Origin of the sequence: Caldanaerovirga acetigignens (assembly GCF_900142995.1) — a bacterium.
GTDB lineage: Bacteria > Bacillota > Thermosediminibacteria > Thermosediminibacterales > Thermosediminibacteraceae > Fervidicola > Fervidicola acetigignens.
On the sequence record NZ_FRCR01000001.1, the window covers coordinates 238292 to 254973 of the forward strand.

The 16682-nt window shown below is 39.8% G+C and carries 21 protein-coding genes; all 21 read left to right on the top strand.

The window, feature by feature from the left end:
• Positions 1–6 precede the first annotated feature (6 nt).
• The 21 genes from fliJ (at position 7) to BUB66_RS01375 (ending at position 16676) form a co-directional block, all read left to right on the top strand.
• On the top strand, positions 7–459 hold the full coding sequence (fliJ, locus tag BUB66_RS01275; protein ID WP_073253442.1) for a flagellar export protein FliJ: 453 nt from the start codon (positions 7–9) through the stop codon (positions 457–459).
• A gap of 5 nt (positions 460–464) precedes the next feature.
• Positions 465–1028 (top strand): MotE family protein, encoded by a 564-nt coding sequence (locus BUB66_RS01280; RefSeq protein WP_073253445.1) that lies wholly within the window; start codon positions 465–467, stop codon positions 1026–1028.
• Positions 1029–1067: 39 nt separating this feature from the next.
• Positions 1068–2312, top strand: a complete 1245-nt coding sequence (locus BUB66_RS01285; RefSeq protein ID WP_073253448.1) for a flagellar hook-length control protein FliK — start codon at positions 1068–1070, stop codon at positions 2310–2312.
• Positions 2313–2326: 14 nt separating this feature from the next.
• Positions 2327–2716, top strand: coding sequence for a flagellar hook capping FlgD N-terminal domain-containing protein (locus BUB66_RS01290; protein WP_244269701.1), 390 nt, complete (start codon positions 2327–2329; stop codon positions 2714–2716).
• Positions 2717–2743: 27 nt separating this feature from the next.
• On the top strand, positions 2744–3130 hold the full coding sequence (locus BUB66_RS01295; RefSeq protein WP_084098529.1) for a TIGR02530 family flagellar biosynthesis protein: 387 nt from the start codon (positions 2744–2746) through the stop codon (positions 3128–3130).
• Between the two features lie 85 nt (positions 3131–3215).
• Positions 3216–4445, top strand: a complete 1230-nt coding sequence (locus tag BUB66_RS01300) for a flagellar hook protein FlgE (protein WP_073253454.1) — start codon at positions 3216–3218, stop codon at positions 4443–4445.
• 75 nt (positions 4446–4520) lie between these two features.
• On the top strand, positions 4521–4721 hold the full coding sequence (locus BUB66_RS01305; protein ID WP_073253456.1) for a flagellar FlbD family protein: 201 nt from the start codon (positions 4521–4523) through the stop codon (positions 4719–4721).
• Positions 4714–5523: a motility protein A gene (locus BUB66_RS01310; RefSeq protein WP_073253459.1), complete on the top strand. Its 810-nt coding sequence runs from the start codon at positions 4714–4716 to the stop codon at positions 5521–5523. Before BUB66_RS01305 ends, BUB66_RS01310 begins: the two co-directional genes overlap by 8 nt.
• Entirely contained in the window at positions 5501–6253 is a 753-nt protein-coding gene (locus BUB66_RS01315; protein ID WP_143156171.1) for an OmpA family protein, read from the top strand. The genes BUB66_RS01310 and BUB66_RS01315 overlap by 23 nt, the downstream gene beginning before the upstream one ends.
• Before the next feature lie 14 nt (positions 6254–6267).
• A complete protein-coding gene (locus BUB66_RS01320) occupies positions 6268–6693 on the top strand; it encodes a flagellar basal body-associated FliL family protein (RefSeq protein WP_073253462.1) in 426 nt (141 codons plus the stop codon).
• 29 nt (positions 6694–6722) lie between these two features.
• The gene (gene fliM, locus BUB66_RS01325; RefSeq protein ID WP_073253465.1) at positions 6723–7721 is read left to right on the top strand and encodes a flagellar motor switch protein FliM; all 999 of its coding nucleotides are present in this window, start codon (positions 6723–6725) and stop codon (positions 7719–7721) included.
• Positions 7714–8808 carry a flagellar motor switch phosphatase FliY gene (fliY, locus tag BUB66_RS01330; RefSeq protein WP_073253658.1) on the top strand — a complete coding sequence of 365 codons (1095 nt, stop codon included), beginning with the start codon at positions 7714–7716 and terminating at the stop codon, positions 8806–8808. Before fliM ends, fliY begins: the two co-directional genes overlap by 8 nt.
• A gap of 20 nt (positions 8809–8828) precedes the next feature.
• On the top strand, positions 8829–9188 hold the full coding sequence (locus BUB66_RS01335) for a response regulator (protein ID WP_073253468.1): 360 nt from the start codon (positions 8829–8831) through the stop codon (positions 9186–9188).
• A 17-nt stretch (positions 9189–9205) separates the two neighbouring features.
• On the top strand, positions 9206–9760 hold the full coding sequence (locus tag BUB66_RS01340; RefSeq protein ID WP_073253471.1) for a FliO/MopB family protein: 555 nt from the start codon (positions 9206–9208) through the stop codon (positions 9758–9760).
• Positions 9761–9813: 53 nt separating this feature from the next.
• The gene (gene fliP / locus BUB66_RS01345; RefSeq protein WP_425291860.1) at positions 9814–10530 is read left to right on the top strand and encodes a flagellar type III secretion system pore protein FliP; all 717 of its coding nucleotides are present in this window, start codon (positions 9814–9816) and stop codon (positions 10528–10530) included.
• Positions 10531–10544: 14 nt separating this feature from the next.
• Complete coding sequence (gene fliQ, locus BUB66_RS01350) at positions 10545–10814, top strand: flagellar biosynthesis protein FliQ (protein ID WP_073253474.1); 270 nt, start codon at positions 10545–10547, stop codon at positions 10812–10814.
• Positions 10815–10829: 15 nt separating this feature from the next.
• Positions 10830–11594, top strand: coding sequence for a flagellar biosynthetic protein FliR (fliR, locus tag BUB66_RS01355; RefSeq protein WP_073253477.1), 765 nt, complete (start codon positions 10830–10832; stop codon positions 11592–11594).
• Entirely contained in the window at positions 11591–12670 is a 1080-nt protein-coding gene (gene flhB / locus BUB66_RS01360) for a flagellar biosynthesis protein FlhB (RefSeq protein WP_073253480.1), read from the top strand. The genes fliR and flhB overlap by 4 nt, the downstream gene beginning before the upstream one ends.
• Positions 12667–14697 (top strand): flagellar biosynthesis protein FlhA, encoded by a 2031-nt coding sequence (gene flhA / locus BUB66_RS01365; protein ID WP_073253483.1) that lies wholly within the window; start codon positions 12667–12669, stop codon positions 14695–14697. The genes flhB and flhA overlap by 4 nt, the downstream gene beginning before the upstream one ends.
• Positions 14698–15813: a flagellar biosynthesis GTPase FlhF gene (gene flhF, locus BUB66_RS01370; RefSeq protein WP_073253486.1), complete on the top strand. Its 1116-nt coding sequence runs from the start codon at positions 14698–14700 to the stop codon at positions 15811–15813.
• Positions 15813–16676, top strand: coding sequence for a MinD/ParA family protein (locus BUB66_RS01375; RefSeq protein ID WP_084098535.1), 864 nt, complete (start codon positions 15813–15815; stop codon positions 16674–16676). Before flhF ends, BUB66_RS01375 begins: the two co-directional genes overlap by 1 nt.
• The last annotated feature ends 6 nt before the right edge of the window (positions 16677–16682 follow it).

Here is a 16682-nt window from a genome sequence, read left to right on the forward strand (position 1 = left end):
ATCAAAATGAAGCGTTTTAAATTTAATTTGAATACTGCATTGAGAATAAAGCAAAAAATTGAACAAATTAGGGAGCATCAGCTAATAGAGGCTCACAAGGTTCTTGAAAGAGAAAAGCAGGAGCTTTTAGCTTTAAAAGAGAAAAAGAACGATATAAAGCAGGTGATGGAAAAAAAATTGCAGCGATCGCTGAAAGCATCTGAATTAATACTTTACGAGTCGAGTATTAATGCCTTAAATGAGAGGGTGAAAAATCAAGAATCAAAGGTTAATGCGGCTATTATGAAATCGAAAGAAATATCGAGGTTGTATTTGGCAGCAAGACGAGAAAGACAGGTAATAGAAAAATTAAAAGAGAAAAAGTACGCTAATTATCTTATAGAGCTGAATCGGGAGGAACAAAAAATTTTGGACGATATTGCCTCACTCGCTTACATCAGGCGAGGAGGGGAGGAGTAGTAATAGTGGGTGTTGAAAATAAAAGTTCTCAGTTCAAAATAGCAATATTTGGTTTAATCGTGTTGCTAATTTTGGCGATAATTTTTGCCGGGTGGTTTTTAATATCCAGGTCGAAAAGTCTTCCTTTAAGCAGTATGATGACAAGGATTCCTTTTGTAGGTGCTCGTTTAGTTAAAAGTTCGTCAAACGAACAGAGTCTTGTGGAGCAATTAGAAAAAGAAAAAAGCTTACTCGATGCCGAATGGCAAAAATTAAACAGGCAGGCTAGCGAGATAAATAAAAAGCAAAAGGAGTTGGAAAAAAAGGAATGGGAACTTAATGAAAGAGAGGCAAAGCTAAATCAAGAAAAAGCGAGAGTTGAACAAACGTTGGATGACATTAAAAATATTGCCCAGTACTATGAGTTAATGGCCCCCAATAAGGCTGCAACTATCATGGAAACATTGGAAGATGAAGTGGTGATAAGGATTTTCAAGAATATGAAAAAAGAAGCTGTAGCTGAAATTTTAGCAAATATGGACCCAAAAAAAGCGGCTGCATTGACCAAAAAACTCTCGGGTGAACAGTAATTTTAGAATTTAAAAACTGTAGAAAGGGGGTGAAAAAAGGTGACAGGCCAGATAGTTACTGCTATTAGCGCTCCGGTAATTGAGAATAAATTTTATACTCCTTCACAATTACAGAAAGCAAAAATTGCCTATATGGAATATTATTCAAATTTTGACCAACTGCTTGAACTTCTCCTGGAAGAGGCCAAAAATGTTGAAGGTTCGGGGAAGGATGATGAGTCGCCTGATAATTTTGTCCTACTAATGCAGTTATTAAACTTATTGCCCTGCGGTGAGAAACTAAATGCAATCAAGTTAGAGTTGGGCGAACCGGACACCATTAATAACGAAGCAGCAGAATTTAAAATTGCGGAAATAATCGGCGATAAAGCAAGAGAAGTTAATATGTTGTTAGATTCCGAAAAAAGGTCTTTTCCCTCACCGATAGAAGTTCCAAAAGATAACACAGCGAATGCATATAAAGGAAAAAACGAGGTAATAATTGTAAATACAAAATCTACTTTAATGAATAATTCGACATCTTATGAAAACACAAGGGTATCAAATGCGATGAAAGACAGGGCAGTAAAACAAAAAGAGGTGCCAAAAGAGATCAAACTTATGAATGAAAAAAAAGGGGAAATATTAGATTTTGAGAAAGTAGTAATGGAAAAAGATGGACAAAGAGTATCACGAGGAGTACCAAAAGTGCCTGAGATTAACGTAGAAACTTTTGAAATCATTTTACAAATCCCTTCGGCAGAAAAAACAAATACAATTAATGTCGTTTTCGAAAAAAATGAAAAGTTAATCCCAGATAACTACAAAGAAAAAATCCTGTTTATAAAAGATGCGATATTCGATGAACTAGTTGAGAAAGTTCAAGTCGCCGTGAAAGAGGGATCGATGAAAGAAATAAAAATAAAGATAAAGCCGGAATATCTGGGTGAAATGATGGTGAGAATCGCACAGGATAAGGGTGAAGTAAAGGCAGAATTTTTCGTTAAAAATGCGATAATGAAAGAACTCCTGCAGTCGAGCATTCAAGAAATAAAAGGTCAAATGGCAAAACAGGGTTATGAGTTAAGCGATATAAAAATTTACGATTTTCCTATGCAATTTGATATGCGGCAACAAGGCGAAAAATACGAAAATGATCGGTATAATAACAGCCATTACCGTAAGGTCCTTAAAACTAGTGAAGGAGTAAGAGGGATGATAGAAAAACCCATTGGAGAAGTAACTCAAGATAAAGCTCTTTACGGGATTTCGGATGGTTTTAGTATAATAAATTACATAGTGTGAAAGGGGGCGAGGCCTTGAATATTATTGAAAGCGGCAGGATTTTAGGAATAATGGGAAATAGCGGCGATTACACGACGAAGAAATCAGCCCTTTCTAAGGATGACTTCTTAAAGCTGTTGATAACCGAATTGAAGTTTCAAAATCCCCTTGAACCTCTAGAAAGTAAAGAATATATAGCCCAACTTGCTACTTTTTCGACATTAGAACAGCTTCAGAACCTTAACAAGCAGATTTCCATAGTTTCTGCCATAAGCCTTATTGGGAAAAATGTGAAAGCCGTCGATGAAAATGGCTTTGCGGCTGGAGTAGTAAAAGGAATTTCATTTGGGCAGGCAGAGTTAAAACTTATCGTCGGCGATGAAGAACGACTGGTTTCGGTAGGAGATGTGTTTGAGGTAAGCTAAAGTTGGCTACATTAGGTGGTGGTGAAAATGAACGAGTATATGAAATTGTCCTTAAATTTGCCGATAAATAAAATAGAACCGGCAGGGCAAGGAAAGCCCAGGCAGGAAGTAGGGAAAACGACCGGAGATTTTCAAAAAATCCTGGAAGAAAAGCTGGGCAGGGAGCTTAAAGTTTCTAAACACGCCATGCTTAGGATGACGTCCCGGAATATAAATCTGACGTCTGAGCAGTTGGAAAAGCTAAACGCAGCGGTAGAAAAAGCAGAGAAAAAAGGGGTAAGGGAATCGCTAATCCTGATAAACGATATAGCTTTCGTTGTCAGTATCAAAAACAGGACTATCATAACGGCGGTGGATGGACCTAACTTAAAGGAGAATTTATTTACAAATATTGACGGTGCCGTGATAATGTGAGCCGGACCTTTTAAGGGGGCTCGGGACTCCCGAACGACCGAGGGAGTAAAGGCGCTGATGATAAGTCTAGGAGGAGGAATAAACCATGATGCGCTCGATGTTCTCGGCCGTGACAGGCCTGAGAAATCACCAGACAATGATGGATGTTATCGGAAATAACATAGCCAATGTAAATACCGTGGGCTTTAAAAAGAGCCGCGTTACTTTTCAAGATGCCTTATACCAAACGATAAAAGGAGCGTCGTCTGCCCAGGGAAATAGGGGTGGGACCAACCCCATGCAGGTGGGGCTTGGGATGACGGTAGCATCCATAGATACGCTCCACACACCTTCAAGCCTCGAGGCCACGGGGAACATGACGGATCTTGCCATTGAAGGAGACGGATTTTTTATCCTTTCAGATGGCCTGAACTATTACTATACAAGGGCAGGAAATTTCGGTTTTGATGAAGAGGGTAACTTCGTAAATACCTCTAACGGCCTAAAAGTGATGGGATGGCAGGGCACATCCGAAAAGACCCCGCAGAATATAACATCCATAAGGATACAAAAAGGAATGATGATGCCTGCTAAGGCTACAGGTGAAGTGAGATTTGCGAAAAATTTAAATGATGCAGACAGCATGGGTGCCCAGTACAATATCCCGTTTAGGGTATACGATTCAAAAGGTAATGCCCACAATCTTATTATTACTTTTACTAAAGCGGATTTAAACAGGTGGGATTATGTAATAAATTATGATTCATCGGATACGACAGTATCTAACATAACCAATAATCAAGGAAGCCTAGTGTTCGATCAAGTCGGTAGCCTTGATACCGATCAAAGTACAATAAATCAAGTAGAACTTGCGATTAATGGTGCCGAGCCAATCTCTCTTTCACTGGATTTTTCTGCGGTGACACAGTATGCGAAAGAAACAACTGTGGATCTTTCCTATCAAGATGGCTATGCCGCGGGAACGCTGCTCGGAATTTCGGTGGATTCTAAAGGTATAATAACAGGGGTTTTTGACAATGGGCAGAACATGGAACTTGCTCAGGTGGTTTTAGCGGTTTTTGATAACCCGGCGGGGCTTATAAAGGCAGGAGGCAATGCCTACATGGCTTCCAACAATTCGGGGGAAGTCCAGATTGGAATGGCAGGAACCGGAGGGCGTGGCACGATTAGTCCCGGTTCCCTCGAGATGTCCAATGTGGACCTGGCTGAAGAATTTACCCGCATGATAGTCACTCAAAGGGGTTTTCAGGCCAATTCTAGGATAATTTCTGCATCGGATGAAATGCTGCAGGAGCTTGTGAACATAAAAAGGTAATCTCCAAATTTATAATTAGGCCCGGGGTAAATCCCGGGCCCAGATAAAGCTTTTTGAAAAGAGGTGAAGCCTTGCTTGATAGAACTTACAAGGCTCAACGGAAAAAAATTCTTCCTTAATGTCGACTTAATAGAAATAATAGAGCCGACACCAGATACAGTGATAAAACTTACAAATGAAAAGACTTATATAGTAAAAGAATCACCTCTCGAAGTTGTGGAAAAAATTGTAGCATACAAAAGAAGGATTGTAAGGGGATGTGAAGTTAATGGATAGGGCAACGTTGATAGGCATTGTAGGAGGACTCGGGCTTTTCTTATGGGCTATTTACATGGGTGGAGACCTTAAAGCTTTCATAAATGTTCCTTCTTTGATGATAGTTCTTGGAGGAGTTATTGCTTCAACTTTGATTAATTTTCCCTTTTCGAAGTTTATCGGAGTTTTGAAGATATTGAAAAATGTTTTTATTGAAAAGAGTCTGAGTGCTGAAGAAATAATAAAGACCGTTGTGAGACTCGCTGACATAGCGAGGAGAGAAGGCCTTTTGGCACTAGAAGAAACTGCAGAACAATTGGAAGACGATTTCATGAAGCGTGGGGTTATGCTGGTTGTAGACGGCACGGATCCGGATCTTGTCAAAAACATATTGGAGACAGAACTTGCTTTTCTCGAAGAGAGGCACAAAGAAGGGCAGAGCATTTTCGAAACGATGGGCTCGCTCGCGCCATCTTATGGGTTGTTGGGCACCATAATCGGTCTTATTCAAATGCTCAGCAAGTTAAACGACCCGAGTTCGGTAGGGCCGGGGATGGCGGTTGCGCTTATTACAACATTTTACGGTGCTTTCCTTGCGTATTTTATTTTTAACCCAATCGCTGGGAAACTAAAAGTCAGGAGCCGACAGGAAATACTCTTAAAGGAAATAATGATAGAAGGAATCCTTTCGATACAGGCTGGTGAAAATCCGCGAATAATAGAGGAAAAACTGAAGGCGTTCCTGTCGCCACAGCTTAGAAAGTCCTTTAAGGAAAAGGATAAAGAGGGCGCGGAAAGCGGTGAGAGTCTTGCCTGGCGCTAAAAGAAGAAGATCCGAAGATGTACCGCCGCCTGGTGCTCCCCAATGGATGACTACATACGGCGACCTTATTACGCAGATATTGATATTCTTTGTACTGCTGTTTGCGCTTTCTAATGTGGATGCAAAAAAATTCGACCTAGCCATAACATCAGTGCAAGGTTCACTTGGCATATTGGAAAGTGGAAAATCGCTCATTAGGGGAGAGTTTGTGGAAGAGGGCATTGCCGGTGAAAATTTATTTACTGGGGAGCAGCAGGAAAGAGAACTGAGGAAATTGGGTGATCAAATATTAGAAATTATTGAAGCTAGTGGTTATAAGGGGGTAACGGTTAGTATTGATGAAAGAGGACTTGCAGTGAGGTTCATGGAGGGGGCTCTTTTTGATTCGGGGAAGGCAGATTTGAAAAGTGAAGCTATACGTTTATTGGACAAAATAGCGCCTGTGTTAAAGCAGAGCCAGCGCCCCATAAGGGTAGAAGGCCATACTGATAATGTACCGATACATACTAAAGAGTTCCCTTCAAACTGGGAACTTTCTACGGCAAGAGCGGTCAACGTTTTGAGGTATCTTGTAGAAAAGCACGAAATTCCTCCTCAGATAATTTCAGCCGCGGGCTACGGAGAATACCATCCTATTGTGCCTAACGATACAGCTCAAAATCGTTCTAGAAATAGAAGGGTTGAAATAATTATACTGAGTTCTTCATCAATAGCACAGGAACCTAAGTGAATGGAGGTTAATACATGGCCAATAAATTGCGCTCGACATTAAAACTCTTGGTAGTTGTAATTTTGGTATTATTAATAAGTACCACTGTTACTTACGTTATTGCCAAAAAGATATTGGCAGATAATTCTAAAAAAGCTCTGGAAAATCAATTCATCACCTATTCATTGGGAGATTACCTTACAAATTTAGCGGATAGAGGTTATGTGAAGGTTTCGATTGTATGCCTTATTGACGGCAAAGAAGCTGAAAAGGAACTGAAAAAAAAAGAATTTCAGATAAAGGATAGGATCTATAGCGTTCTTCGTTCTAAGACATACGACTCCTTAAAAGATTCAAAAGGGATGGAAGCATTGAAAAAAGAAATAAAAGATACGGTAAACAAATTGATTGAAAACGGGAAAATACAAGAGGTGTATTTTACGAATATTATAGTAAACTGAAATAGTAAACTGATGAGGGGGTCAAAAGCTTGGCCGAAATACTTTCGCAAAGCGAGATAGACGCTCTTATTAACGCGCTGACAGCAGGAGAAATAAAGGCAGAAGAAATAAAAAAAGAGGCTTATGAAAAGAGAATAAAAGTTTACGATTTTAGGAAGCCGAACAAGTTCTCTAAAGAACAGCTCAGTACTATGCACCTTATCCATGAAAACTTTGCACGGCAACTTATAACCTACTTTTCGGCACAGCTTAGGGCTCTTGTCCAAGTGAACGCATCTAGTGTAGACCAAATGCCATATTCGGAATTTATATCCTCAATTCCAAATCCTTCGATTATCGGAATACTTGATTTTAAACCGTTGAGAGGTGCTATAATACTGACAATAGACACATATTTAGCTTTTTCAATTGTGGAGAGGCTGCTCGGAGGAAGTGGTGAATATAGGGACAGACCCAGAGAGCCGACCGAGATAGAGGCAAACATCCTGCAGAAGCTATATTCGAAACTTGCAAAACTCATAAAAGAAGCTTGGCAAGATATACAAGAGCTTGACCCCTCCTTTGATAAACTTGAGACTAATCCTCAGTTCATTCAGTTGGTTTCTCCGAATGAAGCGGTTGCTCTCATTACTATTAGCGTAAAGGTTGGAGAGACTGAAGGGATGATAAATATATGCCTACCATATATAGTTATAGAACCCGTTTTACCTAAGTTGTCAGCAAAGGTATGGCTTTCCACCAGCAAAAGGGATAGCGGTGTAAGTTTTACAAAGACAATTGCTGAGAAGTTAGAAAAAGTCAGTGCGGAAATAAGGGCTGAAATCGGAAGAACTAAGATTTCGGTTAGAGATTTTCTAAACCTAGATGTGGGGGATGTTATACAATTGGATAAGCGTGCAAACGGTGAAATTGATATTTTCGTGCATGGGGTTCTCAAGTATAAAGGAATAATGGGCAAACGAAACGGACGTCTTGCACTTAGGGTTACAAAAGTTGCGAGCGAAAGGGATGAAGCAAATGATGGATGAAAACCGAATTTTATCCCAAGAGGAAATAAATGAACTCCTGGCCAAAACGCTTTCAAAAAAAAGCGAGGAAGAGGTCCTTACTCAGGAGGAAAAAGATGCTCTAGGAGAAATAGGGAATATATCTATAGGTACATCTGCTACTACGCTTTTTACGTTATTGAGGAACAAGGTCATAATCACGACTCCAAATGTGACTGTTACTACTATCGAAGAATTGCAAGAGAAATTTACGATTCCCTTTATAGCCGTAATAGTTGATTATACGGAAGGTATTGAAGGGAGCACAATTCTTATCATAAAGGAAGAAGATGCTAAAGTTATTGCTGATTTAATGATGGGAGGAGATGGTACTAACACTGATATAGAATTGGATGATTTAAGACTCAGCGCTGTGGGCGAAGCAATGAATCAGATGATGGGTTCTTCTGCGACGTCATTATCTACACTGTTAAAAAGGAACATTAACATTTCACCTCCGAAGCTCCAGCGAATCAGCTTTGCTGATGACTCCCTTGCAAATTATTTTAAAAAAGAAGAGAAAATAGTGAAGGTTTCGTTTCAGATGGAGGTGGGAGAATTAATAAAAAGCCAAATAATGCTTTTAATGTCGGTTCCGTTTGCAAAGAAAATGGTAAAGGAATTATACGAAGTATCATCCGGAAGTCCTGCGAGTAATACGGAAAATATTGAAAGGCAAGAAATAAATAACTCTGAAGAAAATAAAGAAGAGCAAAAACAATTATCTGAGGAGAAAAGAGAAAAGGGGAAAATTGAGGTTAAGCCTATAGAACTTGAGGACCTCGACGATAAGACAACTGCGAGCAGGAAATCCTCCATAGACCTCATCATGGATGTTCCGCTTGAAATTTCGGTGGAACTGGGAAGAGCTGTCAAGAAGATAAAAGAGATTCTTGAAATAGGTCCAGGCTCCATTATAGAACTAGAGAAGATGGCGGGAGAGCCGGTAGATATACTGGTAAACGGCAAACGCATAGCGAAAGGAGAGGTCGTGGTTGTTGACGAAAATTTTGGAGTGAGAATTACAGAAATCATAAATTCCAATGAAAAAATTGATTATTTACAGTAAAAGATTAAGGAGGAATCAAAATGGCGGGAATTTTGATCGTAGATGATGCAGCATTCATGAGGATGATGATAAAAGATATTCTCACCAAAAATGGATTTGAAGTGGTAGGGGAGGCTGAAAATGGTGCTGTTGCTGTGGAAAAGTATAAGGCGCTTAAGCCTGGTCTTGTAGTTATGGATATAACTATGCCGGAAATGGATGGAATTGAGGCGGTAAGGAGAATAAAAGCTATCGACCCGGATGCAAGGATAATCATGTGTTCGGCTATGGGTCAACAGGCAATGGTCATTGATGCTATACAGGCTGGAGCGAGGGATTTCATAGTAAAACCCTTTCAGCCTGATAGAGTGGTAGAAGCTGTAAAAAAAGCACTTTCGTGAAGAAGGTAAAGATCTCTATGAAGCCAAAAATTTTCTATTGGATCTTCATCATTTTAATTGTTCTTTATTCCATGATTGACAGTTCAACTACGATTGCCGATGAAACCAATAAAGAATCGCCAGTTGATGTGAAAAATCTTAAAAGTTACAATTTCGAAGAGCCTGTTACGGGTAAGCAGACAGGCTTAATTCAAAAAGGAATTTTCGGCTTTGCTATCTATATAGGCTCCCTAGTTCTGGTATGTTCGCTTGCGATATTGGCTTTGCGATGGATGGCGAAGTATGCTAAACCTTCTAATTGGAAGAGCAAGTATATGGAAGTCTTAGATGCGTTATATCTTGATTCAAAAAACCGCTTATTGATAATTAAATCTCCGGCAGGTGTGAAAGTCCTTGGTATATCGGATAAAGGAATAAACATAATAGGAGAGCTTGATAAAAAAACAGCCGAATTGATAGAGGAAGCTGAAAAATCGGGCATCCAAAGCAAAACTTTTGGTATGCAGCTTGAATATTTCCTCAAGAAATTTAAAAGTCTTTCTGCGGCTAAAGACGGTGATGATAAATCATGAATGATATAAAAAAAATTAGAAGTTTTTGGAGCCTAGCTATATTGTTGACAATTATGTTTTCAAATCCCGTAAAAGCATATGCTGCTCCTGAAGCGCCATTGCCATTTTTTGATTTCATTCGGACAACCAATACACCGGGGGAAGTGTCACTGACTCTGCAAATAATTGCGGCTCTTACCGTGCTCTCCCTCGCTCCCTCCATCCTATTAATGATGACTTCATTCATCAGGATTATAATAGTTCTCTCTTTTGTGCGAAACAGCTTAGGTCTCCAGCAAGTTCCGCCAAGTCAGGTTCTCATAGGACTTGCGCTTTTTATAACTTATTTTGTAATGGCTCCTGTCTTTTCGGATATAAACAAAAATGCTTTTCAGCCTTATCTGAGAGAAGAAATAAGTTTTCAGGAGGCTTTCGAGAGAGCGCAAAAACCTTTGAGGGATTTTATGCTTAAGCAGACCAGGGAAAAAGATTTAGCGCTTTTTTTGCACTACGCTAAGATGCAAGAGCAGGTAAAGACTTTGGATGATGTCCCAACTTATGTTTTGATTCCTGCTTTTATTATCAGCGAATTGAAAACTGCATTTCAGATGGGTTTCATGATTTTCATCCCTTTTCTAGTGATAGATATGGTTGTGGCAAGTACACTCATGTCGATGGGCATGTTGATGTTGCCTCCTGTAATGATTTCACTTCCGTTTAAAATTTTGCTTTTTGTGATGGTGGATGGCTGGAATCTCGTAATAGGCTCGCTTTTATCGAGTTTCAATTGAGGTGAGAATTAGCAATGACGCAGGAAACGGTGATTTACCTAGCGAGAGAAGCTTTGAGCGTATTGCTACTGGTATCAGCGCCTATTTTAGGTGTCGGGATGGCGGTAGGGCTTTTGATTAGTATTTTTCAGGCAACCACGCAAATACAGGAACAGTCACTTACCTTCATACCTAAGATATTGGCAATTATTGCAGCTCTTCTCTTATGTGGTCCTTGGATGCTCGGTATAATCGTGAATTTTACTGAAACATTAATTCGAGATATTCCTCACTTCATCTATTAAATCGGCGGGAGAAAAATGGAAGAACAAATAACAATTTTTTTGATGGTTCTCACAAGAATTTTTGGATTTTTTGCCGTAGCACCTTTTTTCGGCCGGCGCGAATTTCCGTTTCAGGCTCGGGCGGGATTGGCAGCTCTTGTAACTTCAATAATCTATCCTATTGTAAGCAAAAATGTAATTCAAGGTTCTGTTTGGGAAACAGTGGCTCTTTTTGTAAAGGAAGCTGCTGTGGGCTTTTTGATGGGATTCATAGTATTTATAATGTTTTCTGCGGTGTATATTTTGGGTGAAATTGTTGATTTCGAAATGGGATTTGGCATAGTCAGCGTTTTAGACCCGCAAATTAATACTCAAGTTCCGATTCTGGGAAATTTCTTTTACATACTTACTATTCTTATATTTCTTAGCATCAACGGTCATCATGTGTTGTTGGGCATGCTGATTAGAAGTTTTGAAGTTCTGCCTCTCGGGGCATCGGGTTTAACTAAGAATCTACTTTACATTATTTTAGAAAGCTTTTATGGTATGTTTGAAGCAGGGGTAAAAATGAGCCTTCCTCTTATTTTCTCCACATTTCTTGCGGATTTTGCTTTGGGCATAATGGCAAGGACTGTGCCTCATATGAACGTGTTCATAGTAGGACTTCCGTTTAAAATTGTAATCGGGATTTTATTCCTAATAATAATTCTTCCCACATTATTAACGTCGTTGGAAATCTTATTCACCGACAGTTACGAAATATTGAAGTTAATAATTCAAGGAATGGCGAAAAAGCCATGAATCTGCAACTTTTTGCTCAGGAAAAGACAGAAAGGGCAACTCCCCGGAAAAGGCAAAAAGCCAGGGAGCGGGGGCAGGTTTTTTCGAGTCGGGAACTCAGTTCAGCCTTAGGGCTGTTAATAGGGCTGGTCTTAATTAGAATTTGCGGCAGCTTCCTTCTCGAAAATATAGCTTCCTATTTGGAAGATGTTATTGGACAAAATTTTTTGAAGAAGGACTTTTCCTTTGATGCCCTTTATGATGTATTATATTCCTCAACGGTTCTTCTTATCAAAACAATCCTTCCGATAGGCATGGGTATGGTTTTGACGGGCATTGTAACCAATTTGGCTCAAGTTGGTTTTGTATTTAGCTTGGAGCCGCTATCTCCGAAAATCGAAAGAATAAACCCTGTAGAAGGCTTTAAAAGGATATTTTCCCAAAAAGGCCTTGTTGAATTTGCAAAGTCGGTAATTAAATTAACCCTTATTATCTATCTTTTCTTTGGCGCCTTTAATGAATTAAAAAATACTGCACCTTTAATTCTGGATATGAGCTTAGGAGAGTCGATAGGTTACTTTTTAAATTTGATTTTTAAAGCTGGACTAAAGACAAGTGCAGCACTTCTTATTCTTTCGGTTTTCGATTATGTTTACCAGTGGTATGAATATGAAAAAAGTCTTATGATGTCAAAAGAAGATATCAAAGAAGAATTTAAGGAGGTAGAAGGTAATCCTCAAATTAAATCAAGAATACGTCAGGCCCAGCGGCAGATTTTACGGCGGAGAATGATGCTGGACGTAAAAAAGGCGGACGTAGTAATAACAAATCCTACCCACATAGCAGTAGCCTTAGGCTACGATGCGACGGTTAACGATGCGCCTGTAGTACTTGCAAAGGGAGCGGGATTAATTGCTGAAAAGATAAAAGAAGTGGCAGAAGAAGAAGCGATTCCGATTGTGGAAAATAAACCTCTTGCTCAAACCTTGTATAAATCGGTAGAAGTGGGAGAAGCAATTCCGGAAGAATTATACAATGCCGTTGCAGAAATACTGGCTTACGTCTACAGTTTGAAAGGAAAGAGGGTGAGCGGTTGAAGTCTTATGATATAGCTGTTGCTATTTTGGCCGTAGTTGTAGTTGTTATGATGGTCATACCACTTCCCTCGAGTTTACTCGATATTTTACTTTCTTTTAACATAACCTTTTCACTCGTAATTCTCTTGGTGGCCATGAATGTTGAAAAGCCCCTCAATTTTTCGACGTTCCCAACGCTATTGCTGATCGCGACGCTTTTCCGGTTAGCCCTTAACGTATCTTCGACCAGGTTGATTCTCTTAAATGGGTATGCAGGGAGGGTCATAGAGTCATTCGGAAATTTTGTAATTAGGGGAAACATCTTGGTAGGTTTTATCATTTTCCTAATAATTGTTGTAATTCAGTTCATAGTGATTACGCGAGGTGCTGAAAGAGTCGCGGAAGTGGCCGCAAGGTTTACACTCGATGCGATGCCCGGAAAGCAGATGAGTATTGATGCTGACCTTAATTCAGGTTTGATAACAGAAATGGAAGCTAGAGAACGAAGAATAAGTATTCAGAAAGAAGCTGATTTTTACGGTGCCATGGACGGTGCCAGCAAGTTTGTCAAAGGTGATGCAATAGCGGGCATCATAATTACCATTATAAACATCATCGGTGGTTTGATAACAGGAATAGTATTCCAGGGGCTCGACGCCGTTACGGCACTGAACCGATATGCCCTCTTGACCGTAGGAGACGGACTAGTCAGTCAAATCCCGGCACTTCTTATATCCACTGCCACCGGCATCGTTGTTACAAAAGCGGCGAGTGAAGGCAATCTGGGTGAAGGACTTGTAAAACAGCTTCTTTACTATCCAAGAGTCCTTTTTATGACTTCAGGTTTGCTCGCTTTTTTTGCCTTAGTGCCAGGGCTTCCTCATCTACCTTTTTTAATTCTGGCGAGCGTAATCGGTTTTATAGGCTTTTCAATGCGAAGAATTTCTGAAAAAGAGAGGATAAAAGAACAGGAAATTAAGCAAGAAAAGGAATTAGAAGAGATGAGGAAACCCGAAAATCTGCTCTCGCTTATGCAGGTTGACCCAATAGAAGTAGAATTTGGCTACAATATAATTCCACTAGCCGATGTAAATCAAGGAGGAGACTTGCTGGATAGGATCATCATGATAAGACGCCAATGCGCGTTAGATCTAGGTATTATAGTACCTATGGTTAGGTTGAGAGACAACATTCAGTTGAAACCCAACGAATATGTTATAAAAATCAAGGGGGTAGAAGCTGCAAGGGGTGAACTTAAGGTTGACCACTACCTGGTAATGAACCCTTCCGGGGGGATTGTAGAGGTTGAAGGCATTGAGACTCGGGAACCAGCTTTTGGTCTACCTGCTAAATGGATCACTCCTGAGAAAAAAGAAAAAGCGCAGATGCTGGGGTACACTGTGGTTGACTCCGCTTCGGTATTGGCAACCCATTTAACTGAGGTGATAAAAGGATATGCTCACGAGTTGATTGGAAGGCAGGACGTTAAAAATATTCTCGATAACTTAAAAGAACAGTACCCCTCCCTTATAGAAGAACTGGTGCCTAAGATTTTGACTTTGGGAGAAATTCAAAAGGTGCTTTCCAATCTGTTGAGGGAAAATATTCCGATAAGAGACATGGTCACGATACTTGAGGCCTTAGGCGACTATTCAAACCTTACGAAAGATACCGAACTTCTGACGGAATATGTAAGACAAAGATTAAAAAGATTGATAACCTCTCGCTTTTTCCCTGACAAAAAAGCCAATGTTATAACTTTAGACAGGGACTTGGAAGAATACATATCGAATTCAATATCACAGACTGAAAACGGAACTTACCTTTCTATCGAACCCGAAGTGGTTCAGAAAATATTAGGTTCTTTGGTTGAAAAAATAAATCAGGCGGCAAGACTAGGGATTCAACCGGTAATTTTGACCAATCCTATTGTAAGAAGGCATTTTAGGAAAATTATTGAAAACAGCTTGCCCAATGTTCCTGTTCTGTCGTACGGGGAAATAGACCCGAATATTGAGATAAGGTCTTTGGGGACGGTGAAGTTATAGATGAGAATAAAGACTTACGTAGCGGACAATATGCAGGAGGCTCTTTATAAGATAAAAAGCGAACTTGGTAAGGATGCAATAATTTTGCAGGCCAGGCAAATTAAAAAAGGTGGTATATTTGGTTTTCTTTCAAGACCGAAGGTAGAGGTTATAGCGGCAAGTGACATTGACCAGGCGCCAAAGCCCCAATTGAAACCTATCAGTTACGAAATACCAGTTCGCGAAAATGGTCGCGAACTGGAGGACATAAAAAACGAGATTAACGAGGTAAAGGATTTGCTTAAAAGCCTGTCTGCAAGGGAGATATACAGGAAATCATTAGGAGATTTACCGCCCCCTTTAGACGAAGTATATAAAGAATTGTCATATGCTGAAATAGAGCAAAGCCTAATAGATAAACTGATCGATGGATTGAAATCGCAAGTTGCAGAAGATGGATTGGATAAAAGCGCGGTAATAACTTGTCTAAAAAATCAAATAGCGACGATGATTAAGGTAACCGAGCCCATAAATTTCACAGAGGATCAGCCGAGCAAAGTGGTTTTTATAGGTCCCACAGGGGTGGGCAAGACTACAACTATAGCGAAATTGGCGGCGATGTACAGTTTAAATATGGAGAAAAAAGTTGGGCTTGTGGCAGCCGATACCTATAGAGTGGGTGCTGTAGAACAACTTAGGACATATGGTGACTTGCTAGAAATTCCTGTAGAAGTTGTGTTTGAGCCTTCAGATGCCTCTAGAGTTATGAAAAAACTTTCCGACTGCGATCTTATTTTAGTAGATACTATGGGTACAAGCCCTCGGAATAAGATGCAAATTAAGAGAATTAAAAGTCTAATCGAGATAGTAAAGCCTACAGAAATACATATGGTGATAAGTGTAACCACGAAAGCAAAGGATGTATATGAAATTCTCGAAAGTTACAAGGAACTTAATTATCAAAAGCTTGTTTTTACTAAGCTAGATGAGACTAACAGCTACGGATTAATGTTAAACGCAATAATTTTTAGCAATTGCAGTCCCTCATACCTTACTGCGGGGCAAAACGTGCCTGACGACATAGAAGTGGCATCCGGCTCGAAGATTGCAGACCTTATCTTAGGGGGATGCAGTTGATGAACGACCAGGCTAGTAAATTGCGAACTTTGGCAAAAAAGTCTCTGAAAGTGGCCGATTCTGTTCGAGTTATTGCGGTTACTAGCGGAAAGGGAGGGGTGGGAAAAACAAATTTTGCAGTCAACGTGTCGATAGCCTTGCAAAATATGGGAAAGAATGTTCTCCTAGTAGATGCCGATTTGGGACTGGCCAATGTAGACATTTTAGTTGGCATGGCACCGGAATTTAACCTGCTTCACGTTTTGAATGGACATAAATCGATAAGTGACATTATATTACACGGCCCTGGGGGAATAAGCATTATACCGGGGGCGTCGGGACTTTACAGTTTGGCGAATTTATCTGAGAGCGAAATTGGTATTTTGATAAACGCCTTCAGCAGCATCGATGTGCCTGTAGATTTTATGGTAATAGATACCGGTGCCGGGATATCGAAAAATGTAATAAATTTCGTTAGAGCATCAGAAGAGGTAATCGTAATAACTACTCCAGAACATACCGCTTTGGCCGATGCGTATGCGGTCATAAAGCTGGTTCATGAGGATGTCAAAAGAATCCACATTGTAGTAAACAAAGTAGATAATTACAAGGTTGCCGAAATGACCGCTCAAAAATTAATAAATGCATCGGAAAAGTTTTTGAATATTACCTTGAATTATCTTGGATTTATACTGGAGGATAAAGCTGTATTTAGAGCTAATATGGAACAGGTGCCGTTTTTTCTCAAATATCCTGACAGCCTATCGTCTAAATGCATGATCAATATAGCAAGTAAACTTCTTGTAGAAGAAACCTCCGTTAAATCGAATATTCATACTGTCGGCGGTTGGATAAAAAGATTACTATCATTTATGATGAAGTAAGGACGG